At 34.7% G+C, this 16,160-nt stretch carries 18 protein-coding genes; 17 read left to right on the top strand and 1 reads right to left on the bottom strand.

Translation table 11 applies throughout. The features are described from left to right. Positions 1–38: 38 nt before the first annotated feature. The 8 genes from alaS (at position 39) to B0I10_RS09400 (ending at position 8,747) form a co-directional block, all read left to right on the top strand. Entirely contained in the window at positions 39–2,675 is a 2,637-nt protein-coding gene (gene alaS, locus B0I10_RS09435) for an alanine--tRNA ligase (protein ID WP_112086256.1), read from the top strand. A 19-nt stretch (positions 2,676–2,694) separates the two neighbouring features. Beyond that, positions 2,695–3,129, top strand: a complete 435-nt coding sequence (locus tag B0I10_RS09430; protein WP_181456932.1) for a lipocalin family protein — start codon at positions 2,695–2,697, stop codon at positions 3,127–3,129. A 35-nt stretch (positions 3,130–3,164) separates the two neighbouring features. Further along, positions 3,165–4,115 carry a GSCFA domain-containing protein gene (locus B0I10_RS09425; protein WP_112086254.1) on the top strand — a complete coding sequence of 317 codons (951 nt, stop codon included), beginning with the start codon at positions 3,165–3,167 and terminating at the stop codon, positions 4,113–4,115. Between the two features lie 164 nt (positions 4,116–4,279). Further along, the gene (locus B0I10_RS09420) at positions 4,280–4,816 is read left to right on the top strand and encodes a DUF6252 family protein (protein ID WP_112086253.1); all 537 of its coding nucleotides are present in this window, start codon (positions 4,280–4,282) and stop codon (positions 4,814–4,816) included. Positions 4,817–5,133: 317 nt separating this feature from the next. Continuing rightward, a complete protein-coding gene (locus B0I10_RS09415) occupies positions 5,134–7,029 on the top strand; it encodes a tetratricopeptide repeat-containing sensor histidine kinase (protein WP_112086252.1) in 1,896 nt (631 codons plus the stop codon). Positions 7,030–7,102: 73 nt separating this feature from the next. Continuing rightward, entirely contained in the window at positions 7,103–7,369 is a 267-nt protein-coding gene (locus B0I10_RS09410; protein WP_112086251.1) for a hypothetical protein, read from the top strand. A gap of 5 nt (positions 7,370–7,374) precedes the next feature. Further along, positions 7,375–8,025 carry a response regulator transcription factor gene (locus tag B0I10_RS09405; protein WP_112086250.1) on the top strand — a complete coding sequence of 217 codons (651 nt, stop codon included), beginning with the start codon at positions 7,375–7,377 and terminating at the stop codon, positions 8,023–8,025. Positions 8,026–8,054: 29 nt separating this feature from the next. Continuing rightward, positions 8,055–8,747 carry a DUF4230 domain-containing protein gene (locus B0I10_RS09400; RefSeq protein ID WP_112086249.1) on the top strand — a complete coding sequence of 231 codons (693 nt, stop codon included), beginning with the start codon at positions 8,055–8,057 and terminating at the stop codon, positions 8,745–8,747. 48 nt (positions 8,748–8,795) lie between these two features. Here B0I10_RS09400 and B0I10_RS09395 read toward each other — a convergent pair whose 3' ends face one another. Further along, positions 8,796–9,104: a rhodanese-like domain-containing protein gene (locus B0I10_RS09395; protein WP_112086248.1), complete on the bottom strand. Its 309-nt coding sequence runs from the start codon at positions 9,102–9,104 to the stop codon at positions 8,796–8,798. 96 nt (positions 9,105–9,200) lie between these two features. Between B0I10_RS09395 and B0I10_RS09390 the strand changes: the two genes are divergently transcribed. From B0I10_RS09390 to B0I10_RS09350, 9 genes are all read left to right on the top strand, one after another. After that, positions 9,201–9,776, top strand: a complete 576-nt coding sequence (locus B0I10_RS09390; protein WP_112086247.1) for a TetR/AcrR family transcriptional regulator — start codon at positions 9,201–9,203, stop codon at positions 9,774–9,776. Positions 9,777–9,887: 111 nt separating this feature from the next. Beyond that, complete coding sequence (gene paaE, locus B0I10_RS09385; protein WP_112086335.1) at positions 9,888–10,961, top strand: 1,2-phenylacetyl-CoA epoxidase subunit PaaE; 1,074 nt, start codon at positions 9,888–9,890, stop codon at positions 10,959–10,961. A 74-nt stretch (positions 10,962–11,035) separates the two neighbouring features. Continuing rightward, a complete protein-coding gene (gene paaA, locus B0I10_RS09380) occupies positions 11,036–11,992 on the top strand; it encodes a 1,2-phenylacetyl-CoA epoxidase subunit PaaA (protein ID WP_112086246.1) in 957 nt (318 codons plus the stop codon). Between the two features lie 78 nt (positions 11,993–12,070). Continuing rightward, the gene (paaB, locus tag B0I10_RS09375) at positions 12,071–12,352 is read left to right on the top strand and encodes a 1,2-phenylacetyl-CoA epoxidase subunit PaaB (RefSeq protein ID WP_112086245.1); all 282 of its coding nucleotides are present in this window, start codon (positions 12,071–12,073) and stop codon (positions 12,350–12,352) included. 92 nt (positions 12,353–12,444) lie between these two features. Continuing rightward, on the top strand, positions 12,445–13,197 hold the full coding sequence (gene paaC, locus B0I10_RS09370; RefSeq protein WP_112086244.1) for a 1,2-phenylacetyl-CoA epoxidase subunit PaaC: 753 nt from the start codon (positions 12,445–12,447) through the stop codon (positions 13,195–13,197). 50 nt (positions 13,198–13,247) lie between these two features. Continuing rightward, positions 13,248–13,748, top strand: coding sequence for a 1,2-phenylacetyl-CoA epoxidase subunit PaaD (gene paaD / locus B0I10_RS09365; RefSeq protein WP_112086243.1), 501 nt, complete (start codon positions 13,248–13,250; stop codon positions 13,746–13,748). A 50-nt stretch (positions 13,749–13,798) separates the two neighbouring features. Then, positions 13,799–14,581, top strand: coding sequence for an enoyl-CoA hydratase-related protein (locus B0I10_RS09360; RefSeq protein ID WP_112086242.1), 783 nt, complete (start codon positions 13,799–13,801; stop codon positions 14,579–14,581). Further along, complete coding sequence (locus B0I10_RS09355) at positions 14,571–15,731, top strand: 3-hydroxyacyl-CoA dehydrogenase NAD-binding domain-containing protein (RefSeq protein WP_245942972.1); 1,161 nt, start codon at positions 14,571–14,573, stop codon at positions 15,729–15,731. The genes B0I10_RS09360 and B0I10_RS09355 overlap by 11 nt, the downstream gene beginning before the upstream one ends. Continuing rightward, the gene (locus B0I10_RS09350) at positions 15,731–16,135 is read left to right on the top strand and encodes a PaaI family thioesterase (RefSeq protein ID WP_112086241.1); all 405 of its coding nucleotides are present in this window, start codon (positions 15,731–15,733) and stop codon (positions 16,133–16,135) included. The genes B0I10_RS09355 and B0I10_RS09350 overlap by 1 nt, the downstream gene beginning before the upstream one ends. The last annotated feature ends 25 nt before the right edge of the window (positions 16,136–16,160 follow it).

The following is a 16,160-nucleotide window of genomic DNA, read 5'->3' as shown; positions in this document are numbered from 1 at the left end:
TAACCGTTTGAAAACTAAACACCGAATAATTTTTTAAAATGAATTCACAAGATATCCGCAAGCAGTTTCTCCAGTTTTTTGAAAGTAAAGGACATTTAATCGTTCCTTCGGCACCTATTGTTCTAAAAGATGATCCAACCTTGATGTTTAACAACTCGGGAATGGCTCAGTTTAAAGAATATTTTTTAGGAAATGCCGAACCCAAAAGCAAGCGAATAGCCGACACCCAAAAATGTTTGCGAGTATCAGGAAAGCATAATGATTTGGAAGATGTTGGGTTTGACACCTATCATCACACCATGTTTGAAATGCTTGGCAACTGGTCCTTTGGCGATTATTTTAAGAAAGATGCCATCAATTGGGCTTGGGAATTGCTGACGGAAGTGTATAAAATCCCGAAAGAAAATTTATATGTTTCTGTATTTGAGGGAAATCCGGAAGAAAATGTGCCTTTCGACCAAGAAGCTTGGGATATTTGGAAAGAATTAATTGATGAAGACCGCATTATTTTAGGAAATAAAAAAGATAATTTTTGGGAGATGGGCGATCAGGGACCGTGTGGACCTTGTTCTGAAATTCACGTTGATTTACGTTCGGAAGAAGAAAAAGCAACCGTTTCCGGAAAAAGCTTGGTCAATAACGACCATCCGCAAGTAGTGGAAATTTGGAACAACGTATTCATGGAATTCAATCGTAAAGCCGATGGTTCGTTAGAAAAATTACCTGCTCAACACGTGGATACCGGAATGGGATTTGAACGTTTGTGTATGGCTTTGCAAGGAAAAACATCTAATTATGACACTGATGTTTTTACACCACTCATTGAAAAAGTAGAAGAAATTACAGGTTTAAAATATACTTCCAACGAAATTGCAACTATTTCGGAAGAACAAAATAAAATTAATATTGCGATTCGTGTAATCGTTGATCATATCAGAGCTGTTGCTTTTGCGATTGCGGATGGTCAATTGCCTTCTAACACGGGAGCGGGTTATGTAATTCGTCGAATTTTACGTCGTGCGATTCGTTACGGATTTACGTTTTTAAATACCAAAGAGCCTTTTATTTATGAATTGGTCGCAGTTTTAGCGAATCAAATGGGCGAATTTTTCCCGGAGATTAAAAAGCAACAAAATTTGGTTACGAATGTGATTCGTGAAGAAGAAGCTTCGTTTTTGAGAACATTAGATCAAGGTTTGCAATTGTTGGAAAACGTCGTTTCAGAAACCAAAGGAAATGAAGTTTCTGGAGCAAAAGTATTTGAATTGTATGATACTTTTGGTTTTCCAAAAGATTTAACGGCTTTAATTTTAAAAGAAAAAGGTTTCAGTTATAAGGAAGAAGAATTTGAAGTGGAATTGCAAAAACAAAAGACGCGTTCTCGTGCCGCTTCTGAAGTTTCAACCGAAGATTGGTCAGTTTTAATTCCAGGCAATGTTGAAACATTCGTCGGTTACGATCAAACTGAAAACAAAGTAAAAATCACGCGAATCCGTAAAGTAGATTCAAAAAAAGACGGAATTTTATACCAAATCGTTTTGGATAACACACCATTTTATCCTGAAGGTGGAGGACAAGTAGGGGATAAAGGAACGTTAGTTTCTGCTAATGAAACCATCGAAATCATCGATACCAAAAAGGAAAATAACTTGATTTTGCATTTTGCCAAACAACTTCCTGAAAATGTGGAAGCAGGTTTTATGGCAAAAGTGAATACCGATTTACGTACATCAACTTCCAAAAATCATTCTGCTACACATTTGATGCATTTGGCTTTGCGCACCATTTTAGGAACGCACGTAGAGCAAAAAGGGTCATTGGTCAATCCGAATTATTTGCGTTTTGACTTTTCTCATTTTTCGAAAGTTTCTGATGAAGAAATTAAACAAGTAGAAGAATTCGTAAATCAACGAATTGAAGAGCAATCACAACTAGTTGAACACCGAAATATTCCGATTCAGCAAGCAATGGAACAAGGTGCAATGGCTTTGTTTGGCGAAAAATACGGCGATTCCGTTCGAATGATTGAATTTGGCGACAGCAAAGAATTATGTGGTGGAATTCACGTGAAAAATACAGCAGACATCTGGCATTTCAAAATTATTTCTGAAGGTGCTGTGGCTGCGGGAATTCGTCGAATTGAAGCGATTACAGGCGATGCAGTGAAAGATTTCTATAAAAATCAAGAAAACACTTTAGCTGAACTAAAAGAAATATTAAAAAATCCGCAAGATATTTTAAAATCAGTTGCTTCATTACAAGATGATAATGCCAAATTAAAAAAACAAATTGAGCAATTATTGCGTGAAAAAGCCAAGAATTTAAAAGGCGAATTAGCATCTAAACTACAGGAAATTAACGGTATCAAATTCTTAGCCAAACAAGTCGATTTGAATCCGGAAGGAGCAAAAGATTTGGCGTATGAATTAGGTAATTTAGGCAATAATTTATTTTTAGTTTTGGCTACAGCCGAGGATAATAAACCAATGTTGACCTGTTACATTTCTAAAGAATTGGTTGCTTCACACAATTTAAATGCCGGACAAGTCGTTCGTGAATTAGGGAAATATATTCAAGGCGGTGGTGGCGGACAACCGTTTTTTGCAACAGCCGGTGGTAAAAATGTGGATGGAATTAAAGAGGCGTTGGAGAAGGCAATTGATTTTATTAAATAAAAAATTTCGAATTACAGAAATGAAAAAATTTACATTATTTTTAGTTTTTGCAGGATTAACAATTTCTTGCAATACCAGTGATGACGAAGGATCAGCAATTTCTGAACCAACTATATTAGGAAAATGGTATATAAAAGGCGGAACTTCTAATGGTGGAGAATTTCAAAATTATAATCATGATTGTGAAACAAGCAGAGATTTTCAAGAGTTTTTTACAAACGGAGAACTTACTTTTAATGGTCACAATACAAGTTGTGAGTTAAACGAGGTTGAATTAGCTGCATGGATTTTAAATGGTAGTATATTAACTATATCTAGCTCTCCATTTGATCCAATGCTTTATGAATACACTTATATTGTTGAAAGTTTAACTAATGATGAGTTGATATTGAAACAGACGGTTAATGATCCTGAAGGGATAATTGTGTATAGATCAACTTTTACAAGAAACTAAATTATTATAAAGCTCAATAGTATTTCAGTTTTAGTATGAATTTCCGAACCCCAATCAACATTCCAAAAAGCAATCATCTCATCGATTATTATTCGAAGGTGGTTTCAATGGGTTCGTGTTTTGCCGAAAATATTAGCGTTAAATTAGAAGAATATAAATTTCAACACTACAACAATCCGTTTGGCATCCTTTTTCAGCCGGATGCAGTAGAAAACATATTGCTTCGTGCTGTAGAAATGCGATTATTTACCGAAGCCGATTTGTTTTTTGAAAATGAATTATGGCATTGTTTTGAAGTACATTCCGAGTTGAATAATCCCGACAAAGAAGACATGCTCATCAATTTAAATGGCATTCTAACGTATTTAAACGGACAACTTCAAGTTTGTTCGCATTTAATCATTACTTTAGGCACGGCTTGGACCTATCGTTTTTCGCACACACAAAAAAGAGTTGCCAACTGTCATAAAATACCACAAAGCAATTTCACAAAAGAATTATTATCAGTTGATGAAATTAAATCATCTCTCAATAACATTCAATCTAAATTAGCCGAATTCAATCCGGAAATAAAGTTCATTTTCACTGTTTCTCCTGTCCGTCATTTAAAGGATGGTTTTGTAGAAAATCAATTGAGTAAGTCACATTTAATTTCGGCTTTGCATTCATCCATCAATTATTATCCCTCATCCACCTACTTCCCAAGCTACGAAATCATGATGGACGATTTAAGAGATTACCGCTTTTATGCCGGAGATATGCTTCATCCTAACCAAACTGCGATTGACTATATTTGGAGTCATTTTGTAGAATCGCACGTTTCGCATCATGTTTTTCCGATTATGTCTGAATTGAAAAATATTCAAAAAGGATTACAGCATCGGCCATTTAATCTAAACACGGAACAACATCAACTTTTTGTTCAAAAACTGCATGAACGAATTGAGCAATTGCAAGAAAAATATCCTTTTTTAAATCTGAGTTAAAAGGTTAGACATTATAATTTTTCTAATTTTTATAGTGCTTTACAAGTAGTTCTGACTTCCAAAAAAACCATATTTTATTAAAATACGGCATTTGCCTTATTGTTCTCCTTATCCAAAAGCAGCAATTTTGTTTCGAATTATTTAACCAATTAAATACAATAATTATGAAAACAATTAAATTTATCTGTGTGTGCTTTTTAGTAACAACAACTTTATTTTTAACTTCATGTAGTAGCGATGATGATGGTGGAGGTGGCGGAAGTGCTGCTGCAGGAACAATTACCGCGAAAGTGGATGGAACGAACGTAACTACCGTTGAAATTGCAACATTTGCCACGCAAATCGGTTCCTCGATGATGCAGATTCAAGGTAATACCGGCGGAACATCAAGTAAAGCTTTTGTTTTGAACATCATGACTTATAATGGCGTTGGCACTTATGATATTGGCGGTGGAGAATTTGGCTTAGGTCAAGCAAACGTGAGTTATGCAGAAATATCTTTTGATTTGTCTAATCCTTTAGATATACAGGAAGAAACATGGAACGCTCCGTTTGATGGTGGTGAAAAAGTAGGTGAAATTCAAGTTTCTGAAGTGACAGATACAAATATTAAAGGGACATTCTATTTTACAGCAAGAAACGTAGACGATAACACTCAAAAACAAATTACAGAAGGCTCTTTCAATATTGATTTAGATTAACTTTTTCAGTGGTTTTTTTACTTCCCAATCGAAAATCTGCTTTGGTTGGGAAGTTCTCTTATACGGCATTTGTCGTATTGTTTGATAAGGCAGATTAACCGAATTTTGTCTTAACCCAACATTATAAAAGATGAAAACAATTAAAACATTACGCATCGTGCTGCTCCTTTATTTTATGGTATTTTTAGTATTGTTACTGAATTTAATAGTGGTTTTAAAATAAAATTTCGACAAAAGAATAAAAATTGGAGGTCTTATTTTTTGTGAACTTTGGCTTAAAACAGTTAAATTTGAATAGATTACTAAATAGCAATACTATGATCCAATATAGAATTTTGTGCTTTTTTCTTTTTGTTTTTATCTCAACTTTTGCTCAGGTGAAAGAGGATAAAGCAGTTGATGATTTGAATGTAAAAGCATTAAAAACTTATCCTTCTAATTCACGAGAAGCAATTCAATTATTACAAAAAGCGGAGAAAATTGCCAAATCTAAAAATCTTCAACTTTCATTGGCCTACACTTACAATAACCGTGGTATCGTAACACGTGTTATTGGCGACTATCCCAAAGCAATTGATTATTCTAAAATGGCGTTATCCTTAACAAAAGATGAATTAATAGTTGCCTCTTCTCATAATAATATTGGTGCTTGTCAACGTAATTTAGGGCTTTTTGAAGCGTCTTTAAGATCATTTCTTGCGGCTTTAAAAATTTATGATGCCAAAAAGGATTTTTTAAACCAAGCCATTATCAATAATAATTTGGGCTTGGTCTATAAATCACTTGGGGTAATCGAAAAGGCCAAAACGTATCATCAAAGAGCCATTGAAGCGTATCAAAAATTAAATCATAAAAAAGGACTTTCAGAAGCATATAATAATTTGGCGATTGTGTATGTGGAAGAAGATAATTTAGAGCAAGCATTATCCTATTTTAAAAAATCACTTGATTTTGAAATTCAACTTAATGACAAAAGGGGAATGGCTGAATCATTTAATAACGTTGGAGGTGTTTATTATTATTTAGAACAAACTGATTCTGCTGTTATTTACTTTAATAAAGCATTGAAAACGGAATATTCTAATCGAAATTTTGCCGGATTGGCTTCTTCCTATAATAACATTGGCGATGTTCATCTTTACAAAGAAGACTATAATGCCGCTAAAAAATGTTTTGACAGTGCCTTTTTTTATGCAAATAAATCGAAATCTTCTTTTGATATTGAGAACACTTTAAATTACTATGCTATGTTATATGAAGCTAAAAATGATTATAAAATGGCAAGTGAGTTTTACAAAAAGAAAGGAGTTTTTCAGGATAGCATCCAAAAGTTATCCAATGTAAAGCAACTACAGGAGTTAGAAACGAAATACCAAACCGCCAAAAAAGATACTGAAATTGCTAAAAACAGAGCAGAATTAGCCGAAAATGAATTAAAAATTAAACAAAAAAACACAATTATTTTTGGTTCATTAGGATTTGCTTTTGTATTGGGATTGCTCGGCTATCTTTTATACAATCAACAAAAAATTAAGAACAATCAACTTATCAAGGAAGTCGAACTCAAAGCAGCGCTCGTTAAAATTGAAACCCAAAATAAGCTACAAGAACAACGATTGCAAATTTCCAGAGATTTGCATGACAATATCGGTTCACAACTCACATTCATTATTTCTTCCATTGATAATTTGAAGTATTTTGATATCGCCAAAGAGAAATTAGTTTCCAAATTTGATAACATTAGTGGCTTTACCAAAAACACAATTACCGAGTTGCGAGATACCATTTGGGCAATGAACAAAAATGCTATTTCTGTAGAAGATCTACAAATTCGAATTACCAATTTTATTGATAATGCTCAGTTGGCAACGCACGGAATTTCATTTGATTTTTCTATTGAAGACAGTGTCAATGCTGCACACGAATTTTCATCTGTTGAAGGAATGAATATTTACAGAATCATTCAAGAATCCGTCAATAACGCTGTAAAGTATGCCAACGCATCTCAAATTAAAATTCTATTAAAACAAGAAAATAATAAAATGATTTTTTCCATTAAGGATAACGGAATTGGTTTTTCAGAATCAGAAATCGAACTCGGAAATGGTTTAAATAATATGAAAAAAAGAGCATTAGAACTCAATGCCAACTTCAAAATTATTTCCGAAAAAGAAAAAGGAACAACCGTTTTAATAGAAAAAGAAATTTCGTAGAATAAGGCAATTGCCGTATGTAATTCAGTTTAATTTTTTGCTAAATTTGAGTTCAATCAAAAAATGAAATTTTATGAATCAATCACTTATCATTCTCTTTATTTTGATAAATCTATTTTTGATTTTATTTTTCAAACGAAAAAATAGTAAAAAAGAGAAAGAACATCTTTACCGTGTTTTTTGTATTCAAGATCAATTGATTTCAGAAAAAAATAAAAAAGATAAAATGAATGATTCCATCAATAATTTAGCTGAATTAGAAGAAACTACGCAACAGAAACTAAACGCCATTCAATTGAAACTCGAATTTTTACATCTTTTTAGTAAAACTAATTTTTAAGAAAAATGAATATCAAACTCGCCATCATTGATGATAACAGTTTTCTAATCAAAGCTATCCGGGAAAAATTATCTTTTTTTGAAGATATTCAAATCAAATTTTCTGCTTTAAACGGAGCTGAATTATTAACCAAATTAGATGCTAATCATAACTTAGATGTCCTTTTGATGGATATCGAAATGCCAATTCTCAACGGAATTGAAGCCACCGCCATCATCAAACAAAAATATCCACAAATAAAAGTTATCATGTTAACCGCTTTTGATAATGATGAAAATATTTTCAACGCCATCAAAGCCGGAGCAGATGGTTATTTACTCAAAGAAGTCAATCCAACCGATTTGCACCAAGGTATTATTGAAACATTAAACGGTGGAGCGGCGATGAATCCTTCTATTGCTTTAAAAACTTTAAAATTATTGCGAAATCCCATCGATTTTGATGCAAAAACGGAAGAAGAAGAAATCAAACTTTCCACACGTGAAATTGAAGTATTGGAACAACTTTCAAAAGGATTAAATTATAACCAAATTGCCGATAATTTGATACTTTCGCCATCAACTGTTCGAAAACACATCGAAAATATTTATACTAAACTTCAAGTGCACAATAAATTAGAAGCCATTCAAAAAGCCAAATCGAATAAGTTGATTTAAATTTTTATCTTCGTATAAATATATAGGCGATGGCAACACGAAGAAATCAATCCACAGAAACGCAACTTAAAAACATATTAGTTCCTATTATTCAGGCGATTGGACGATCGGGGAAATTGATTTACATCATCATTTTTGGTGTTTTACTTTATCTCGGTTATCAATATTTTACGAAAGAAAAAGATTCTTCCACTATCGAATACAATTCTGCTTTAATCCAAAAACAATTGCGAAATGTCTCCAAATTAGTTGTTACCGAAGGAACGTATTCGCAAGTAATGACATACAAAGATCAAAAGAAATATTTGATGGATATGATTTCTTTTGAAAAGAAAGCCTTGATGGTTGTGAATGCCGAAGTGACGGTTTCGTATGATTTAAGCAAAATTAAATATGATATTAATGAGACCACCAAAACCATTTCCATCACAAACATTCCTGAAGCCGAAATGAAAATCAATCCCGATATCCAATTTTACAGTATCGATGAAAGCACTTTTAATCCGTTTGGAACAGCTGATTACAATAAAATTAATAAGAAAGTCAAAGCTGAAATCGCCAAAAAAATGGAAAAATCAAAACTCAAAACCAACGCTGAAAACCGATTGATTAGTGAACTTTCCAAAATATTGATTTTGACAAATACGATGGGTTGGACTTTACAATACAATGGAGAAGTGATTAAGTCGCAAACCGCCTTAAAAGGTAAATTAAAAACATAAAAAAACGACTCCAGTTGGAACCGTTTCAATACTACATTTTCCTGGGTTTTACAATTTGTTTTCCAAACTCTGCCAGCCACCACCATTCATTACTTCAATGCCATTACTTTTTAAAATACCGGCTGCTTGACCGCTTCGCATACCACTTTGACAACAAACAATTACTGGTTTATTCAGTTTTTTAATTTCATTAATTTTTGTTGAAAGAATGTTCAACGGAATGTTTTTCGAATTTTTAATGTGTCCTTGCTGAAATTCGCCAACAGTTCGAACGTCAATAATCACTGCATTTCTATCCGTAAAATTTTTTACATTTTCAGTTTTTGAACCAAAACCTAGCATATCTAATAATCCCATAATTTTCAATTTTATGGTACAAAGATAATAGCGTTTATTAGTTTAATTGGTAACAAAAGTTACGCAGCTGAAAATATTCTATTATATTTGATTTCTATGAAAATTACCGATCGAAAATTAGAGATAATCACCATTGCCGCTCAACTTTTTAAAGAAAAAGGATATAGTGCTGTGACCATGCGTGACATTGCCCAAGCCATGAATATCAAAGCAGCGAGCCTGTATAATCACATTAAATCGAAGCAAGAAATACTAGTTTTAATTATCATTGAAATTGCGGAAGAATTTACCAATGTGATGAATGAAATTGTCAATTCGAATGATTTGGTACTAACCAAAATTGAGCGTGTCATTCAATTGCATATTGATATTACGCTGAGAAATGCGGATGCGTTGGCTTGTTTAAACAACGATTGGATGCATTTAACCGACGATGAACTTCAGTATTTTGTTAAAATGCGTACAGAATATGAAGCGAATTTCCGTAAAATAATCAGCGAAGGTGTTTTGGCCGGAGAATTGAAAAATTGTAATCAGGAAGTAGTGGTTTTTTCTATATTATCTACCCTTCGAACCATGTATTTGTGGTATAATAAAACCAAAGATTTAGACGCTCAAACCCTTCAAAATACAATTGCTACCGTTTTTTTAAAAGGAGTGGCAAATAAATAAATCTCTGATGATCAACATCTGTTAATTTTTTCAAACGTTTTCGTAACATTTAAAAAAAATGATTAAATTTGCATTGTAAACTAACAATTGTTAGTTTTATTAATTATAGATATGGCCAAATTTCATAGCATTAAAATTGCAGATATTTACAAAGAGACAAGAGACTGTTCGGTACTAACTTTTGAAGTTCCGGAAGAATTAAGCCAAGAATTTCAATTCAAACAAGGACAGCATTTAACTTTACGAGCCATAATTGATGGGGAAGATGTGCGTCGTTCCTATTCGTTGTGTTCCAGTCCGGTTGAAAATAAATGGAAAGTTGCTGTTAAAAGAATCAATGGTGGAGTTTTTTCATCGTTTGTAAATGATTCATTGAAAAAAAATGATTTTCTTGAAATAATGCCGCCAAGCGGGAAGTTTAATACAACTATTTCTACCGATAAAGCAAAAAATTATATTGCATTTGCTGCCGGAAGTGGAATAACACCCATTCTTTCCATTATAAAAACACACTTGGCAACGGAACCAAATAGCACATTCAAATTATTTTATTTGAACCGAAGTGTAAAATCAATTATCTTTAAAGAAGAAATTGAACAGTTGAAAAACAGGTACTTCGGTCGTTTTGAGATTTTTCATTTTCTAACGAAAGAACACAGAAGTATCGAGTTATTAAACGGACGATTTACTAAAGAGAAAATTCAAATCCTTACGGATAAAATCATCGATGTTCCAACTATTGACGAATGTTTTATTTGTGGTCCCGAAGAAATGATTTTTCTGTTACGTGACGAATTAGTTGCGGCAGGATTAGATAAAGATAAAATTCATTACGAATTGTTTACCTCCGGTATTTCGGAAGCAGACAAAGAACGTATTAAAAAAATTGTAGAACATAAAGCGGAAGGAACCGATGTAACCATTATCGATGGCGGAAAAGAATTCCATTTTGTGATGGATGAAGCCTATGATAATATTCTGGATGGAGCTTTAGCGGCAGGTGCCGACTTACCTTTTGCCTGTAAAGGAGGTGTTTGTAGCACGTGTAAATGTAAAGTGATTGAAGGCGAAGTGGAAATGAAAGTAAACTACGCTTTAGATGCACACGATGTCGCGAAAGGGTTGGTTTTAAGTTGTCAAGCTGTACCAACAACCGATAAAGTTGTTGTAGATTTTGGAGTATAAAAAAATTGTTTCAGGTTTAATGTTTCAGGTTAGTTGCTTGAAACTTCAAACTTTAAACGTCAAACAAAAAATATATGTCAGAGAAAGAAGTAAAAAACCTAGAAGAAATTTTCGATGCTAAAATAGCACGAGACGAAAAAATCGAACCGAAAGATTGGATGCCCGAAAAGTATCGTCAAACCCATATTCGTCAAATTTCACAACATGCACATTCCGAAATTGTGGGTATGTTGCCAGAGGGGAATTGGATAACTCGTGCTCCAACTTTAAAAAGAAAAGTAGCTTTATTAGCTAAAATTCAAGACGAAGCAGGTCACGGTTTATACTTGTATTCAGCTTGTGAAACGTTAGGAGTTACTCGCGAAGAGTTATATGAACAATTGCATTCAGGGAAAGCGAAATACTCTAGTATTTTTAATTATCCAACACTAACGTGGGCCGATATGGGTGCCATTGGTTGGTTGGTAGATGGTGCTGCAATTATTAATCAAGTGCCTCTTTGTTCTACTTCTTTCGGACCTTATGCTCGTGCAATGGTTCGCGTATGTAAAGAAGAAAGTTTTCATCAGCGTCAAGGTTTTCAAATCATGATGACGTTAGCCAATGGAACACCAGAACAAAAAGAAATGGCTCAAGATGCTTTGAATCGTTGGTGGTTTCCATCGTTAATGATGCTTGGACCTACGGATGATGCTTCTGTTCACACAGAACAATCCATGAAATGGAAATTAAAAAGAAAATCAAATGACGACTTGCGTCAACAATTTGTTGATCAAACGGTTCCGCAAGCGGATATGATTGGTTTAACCATTCCTGATCCGACTTTAAAATTCAACGAAGACACCAAACATTACGAATTCGGCGACTTAGATTGGGATGAATTTTGGCAAGTGGTAAAAGGTCACGGCCCTTGTAATAAAGAACGTATTTCGGCAAGAGTAAACGCTTGGGAAAAAGGAAAATGGGTTCGCGATGCCGCTATGGCTTATGCCGAAAAACAAGAAAGCAAAAAATTAAATGTAGCAGTGTAATTTTGGTGGTAGGTAATGGATAGTAGGCCTTAGAAGTTCCCTGCAACCTACAACCTACAACCTACAACCTCAAAAAATATGAAAAACTGGCCTCTATGGGAAGTATTTATACGAAGTAAAAATGGATTAGAACACCGTCATTGTGGAAGTCTTCACGCAAGTGATGCAACGATGGCACTCGAAAATGCTCGCGATGTTTACACACGCAGAATGGAAGGAGTGAGCATTTGGGTCGTTCCATCAGCACAAATCACAGCTTCCAATCCGGAAGACAGTGCAGAGCTTTTTGAACCCGCAAAAGACAAAGCCTATCGTCATCCAACTTTTTATGAACTTCCGGACGAATTAAAACATATGTAATATCCAACCTGCAAGTTTTCCAAAACCTTGCAGATTAAAATATAAATTCGCGGTTTTAAGTCTTTGCGACTTTGCGAGAAAAATATAGAAATATGAATAATAATTTAGTTCAATATATATTCAGCATAGCGGATAATTCCTTGATTTTAGGTCAACGTCTTGGCGAATTATGCGGTCACGGACCAAGTTTGGAAACCGACATTGCGATGACAAACATTTCCCTTGACTTATTCGGTCAAGTGCGAAGTTACTATCAATATGCCGCCAAATTAATTGGTAACGATGAAACGGAAGACACCATCGCTTTTTTACGAAAAGAAAGAGATTACAAAAACGTCCTTTTGGTAGAACAACCCAATCGTGATTTTGCTTATTCCATCGCACGACAATTTTTATTTGATTTGTATCATTTATTGTTGTTGGAAGAATTACAGAATAGTTCAGATGCAACCTTATCGGCTATAGCCAAAAAAAGCATCAAAGAAGTTTCCTATCACACCCGATTTTCATCCGATTGGATCAGAAGATTAGGCGACGGAACCGATGAAAGTCACAACCGAATCCAAACTGCCCTCAATGATTTATGGGTTTTTACCGATGAGTTATTTCATCAAACCGATGCCGAAAAAGCAATGGTTTCCGAAGGGATTGGCGTTGATGTTACTCAGTTGAAAGAGGCTTTTTATAAAAGAGTAAATACCATTTTAGAAGAATCGACCTTACAAACACCAACCATAGAATATTTCCAAAAAGGAGGAAAACAAGGAATTCATAGCGAACATATGGGGTACATTCTAACCGAATTACAATATATGCAACGCACTTATCCAAACATGACTTGGTAAAAACTTGGTGACCTTTGCGTAAAAGCTTTGTGTTATTTGCGGTTAAAAAAATGACAGAACAAATCCAACATATCGACCCAAAACTATTCGAAATCCTCGAAACAGTTTCCGATCCGGAAATTCCGGTGCTATCGATAATGGAAATGGGTGTGGTTCGTTCCGCCAAAATACAAAACGGAATCGTCAACGTCCAAATTACGCCAACCTACAGCGGTTGCCCAGCAATGGATGTAATTGGAGATGATATCATCAAAGCATTCCAAGAAAAAGGACTAGAAGCAAAAGTGGAACTAATACTCTCACCCGCTTGGACAACCGATTGGATAACCCCAAAAGGTCGTTTAGCATTAGAAAAATACGGAATTGCTTCACCATTAAACGAAACAGCCGACAAAGAAGCTCTTTTAGGAAATAAAAAGTTAGTTAAATGTCCGCAATGTGGATCATTCAACACCAAATTAGTCAGTCAATTTGGTTCAACAGCCTGTAAAGCATTTTTTCAATGCGAAGATTGTTTAGAGCCTTTTGATTATTTTAAATGTTTAAAATAGAAACCCATCAAAGTTTTTGCGTCTTTGCGACTTTGCGAGAAAATTAAAATATGACCAATTCAATCGAATTAAAAATAAACAACAAAGTAGCCTTCCTCTCACTGAACAGACCCGACGTGTTCAATAGTTTCAACCGTGAAATGGCTTTGTCTTTACAAAATATTTTAGATAATTGTGAAACAGATACTTCAGTTCGAGCCATCGTCATTACCGGAAACGGAAAAGCCTTTTGTGCGGGACAAGATTTAAAAGAAGTCACCGATCCGGATTTAAATCCCGGTTTCAGAAAAATTCTGGAAGAACATTATAATCCAATTATTCAAAAAATTAGAACAATCGAAAAACCTGTTATTGCTGCTGTCAATGGTGTTGCTGCCGGAGCCGGAGCCAATATTGCTTTGGCTTGTGATATTGTGTTAGCTGCTGAAAATGCTTCCTTCATTCAAGCGTTCAGCAAAATCGGATTAATTCCTGACAGTGCCGGAACCTTTTTCTTGCCTCGATTAATCGGATTTCAAAAAGCTTCGGCTTTAATGATGTTAGGGGATAAAGTTTCTGCCGTTGAAGCAGAGAAATTAGGAATGGTTTATAAAGTAATTGCACCAGAATCATTCACAGAAGAAGTTATAAAAATAGCCGAAACATTAGCCGAAATGCCAACCAAAGCCATCGGCTTAACCAAACGATTATTAAATCAATCGATGACAAATAATTTAGAACAGCAATTAACTTTAGAAAGTGATTTGCAAATTGAAGCCAGTTCATCCAACGATTACAAAGAAGGCGTAACCGCTTTTGTAGAAAAAAGAAAACCGCAATTTAATGGAAACTAATTTGAAAGTAGCAGTAATCGGTTCAGGAACCATGGGAAGTGGCATCGCACAGGTGGCTGCAACAGCGGGGTGTCATGTGCATCTTTATGACACCAATCATGCTGCATTGGAAAAAAGCGAGAACAACCTCGAAACAACACTTTCCAGATTAGTTGAAAAAGAAAAAATTGATGAAACAGAAAAAGACAGAATCATCAATAATATTTCCTATACAACCACATTTGCTGAGCTATCGCATTCCGATTTAGTCATCGAAGCCATTGTTGAAAATTTAGACATCAAAAGAAAATTATTTTCTGAATTAGAAAATTATGTTGCTCCGGAAACTATTTTAGCATCCAATACATCCTCATTATCAATCGCTTCGATTGCCGCTTCTTGTCAAAAACCGGAACGCGTCATTGGAATTCATTTTTTCAATCCAGCTCCGTTAATGCAATTGGTTGAAGTGATTCCTGCCATTCAAACAAGTGAAGAGGTTTTAGAAAAAACCGTTCAAACCATCACCGACTGGAAAAAAGTAGTTGCCATTGCAAAAGATACACCCGGTTTCATTGTTAATCGTGTGGCTCGTCCTTTTTACAGCGAAGCACTCCGCATTTATGAAGAAGGAAAGGCAGATTTTGCCTCCATCGATTGGTCAATGAAAACCATCGGCGGTTTCCGAATGGGACCATTTGAATTAATGGATTTCATCGGAAACGATGTCAATTACACCGTAACCGAAACGGTTTTTACCGCTTTTTATTTCGATCCAAGATATAAACCTTCTTTCACTCAAAAACGATTGTCGGAAGCCTGTTATTTCGGGAGAAAATCAGGAAGAGGTTTTTATAATTACAATTCAGAATTACCAAAACCAACCGAAGATAACCAATTAGGACAATACATTGTTGACAGAATTTTAGTGATGCTCATCAACGAAGCGGCCGAAGCTTTCTTTTTAAACATTGCTTCCGCCAAAGACATCGATAACGCTATGACCAAAGGAGTCAATTACCCTAAAGGTCTTTTGACTTGGGCCGATGAAAAAGGGATCAATTGGTGTGTCGAAAAATTAGACGAATTATACAACGAATACCATGAAGATCGCTACCGTTGCAGTCCGATATTAAGAAAAATGAATAGAGAAAATAAAAACTTTTTCTAATGGAAGGAACGAAAATACCATATAAAATGCTTTCTCAAGATGCCTACAGCCAATGGTTAGGTATCGAGATTTTAGAATGCGAAATCGGTCGTTGTAAAGTTGCCATGACAGTTAGAAAAGAAATGCTAAATAGTATGTTCAAGGCTCATGGTGGAATTACCTATTCGTTAGCCGACACAGCATTCGGATTCGCAGCTAACACACACGGTAAATTCGCAGTTTCCATAGAAACATCTATAAATCACATTGAAGCAGTAAACGAAGGAGATTATTTAGTAGCCGAATCCGTAATAGAAAAAGTAAACAATAAATTAGGTTTTAATATTATCGAAGTAAAAAGAGGCAATGAAATGGTTGCTCTTTTCAAAGGAGTCGTTTATCGTACAAATAAAGATTGGGAATAGAAAAGAGGTGGTAGGTAGTAGGAAG

The sequence above is a fragment of the Flavobacterium lacus genome, assembly GCF_003268815.1.
Lineage (GTDB): Bacteria > Bacteroidota > Bacteroidia > Flavobacteriales > Flavobacteriaceae > Flavobacterium > Flavobacterium lacus.
The sequence above is the reverse complement of the archived record's forward strand: the minus strand, read 5'-3'. Positions and strand labels throughout refer to the sequence as shown.

Bases quoted from the DNA above. Each gene is read 5' to 3' on its own strand.
- alaS (WP_112086256.1), top strand. From the start codon at position 39: ATGAATTCACAAGATATCCGCAAGCAGTTTCTCCAGTTTTTTGAAAGT.
- B0I10_RS09430 (WP_181456932.1), top strand. From the start codon at position 2,695: ATGAAAAAATTTACATTATTTTTAGTTTTTGCAGGATTAACAATTTCT.
- B0I10_RS09425 (WP_112086254.1), top strand. From the start codon at position 3,165: ATGAATTTCCGAACCCCAATCAACATTCCAAAAAGCAATCATCTCATC.
- B0I10_RS09420 (WP_112086253.1), top strand. From the start codon at position 4,280: ATGAAAACAATTAAATTTATCTGTGTGTGCTTTTTAGTAACAACAACT.
- B0I10_RS09415 (WP_112086252.1), top strand. From the start codon at position 5,134: ATGATCCAATATAGAATTTTGTGCTTTTTTCTTTTTGTTTTTATCTCA.
- B0I10_RS09410 (WP_112086251.1), top strand. From the start codon at position 7,103: ATGAATCAATCACTTATCATTCTCTTTATTTTGATAAATCTATTTTTG.
- B0I10_RS09405 (WP_112086250.1), top strand. From the start codon at position 7,375: ATGAATATCAAACTCGCCATCATTGATGATAACAGTTTTCTAATCAAA.
- B0I10_RS09400 (WP_112086249.1), top strand. From the start codon at position 8,055: ATGGCAACACGAAGAAATCAATCCACAGAAACGCAACTTAAAAACATA.
- B0I10_RS09395 (WP_112086248.1), bottom strand. From the start codon at position 9,104: ATGGGATTATTAGATATGCTAGGTTTTGGTTCAAAAACTGAAAATGTA.
- B0I10_RS09390 (WP_112086247.1), top strand. From the start codon at position 9,201: ATGAAAATTACCGATCGAAAATTAGAGATAATCACCATTGCCGCTCAA.
- paaE (WP_112086335.1), top strand. From the start codon at position 9,888: ATGGCCAAATTTCATAGCATTAAAATTGCAGATATTTACAAAGAGACA.
- paaA (WP_112086246.1), top strand. From the start codon at position 11,036: ATGTCAGAGAAAGAAGTAAAAAACCTAGAAGAAATTTTCGATGCTAAA.
- paaB (WP_112086245.1), top strand. From the start codon at position 12,071: ATGAAAAACTGGCCTCTATGGGAAGTATTTATACGAAGTAAAAATGGA.
- paaC (WP_112086244.1), top strand. From the start codon at position 12,445: ATGAATAATAATTTAGTTCAATATATATTCAGCATAGCGGATAATTCC.
- paaD (WP_112086243.1), top strand. From the start codon at position 13,248: ATGACAGAACAAATCCAACATATCGACCCAAAACTATTCGAAATCCTC.
- B0I10_RS09360 (WP_112086242.1), top strand. From the start codon at position 13,799: ATGACCAATTCAATCGAATTAAAAATAAACAACAAAGTAGCCTTCCTC.
- B0I10_RS09355 (WP_245942972.1), top strand. From the start codon at position 14,571: ATGGAAACTAATTTGAAAGTAGCAGTAATCGGTTCAGGAACCATGGGA.
- B0I10_RS09350 (WP_112086241.1), top strand. From the start codon at position 15,731: ATGGAAGGAACGAAAATACCATATAAAATGCTTTCTCAAGATGCCTAC.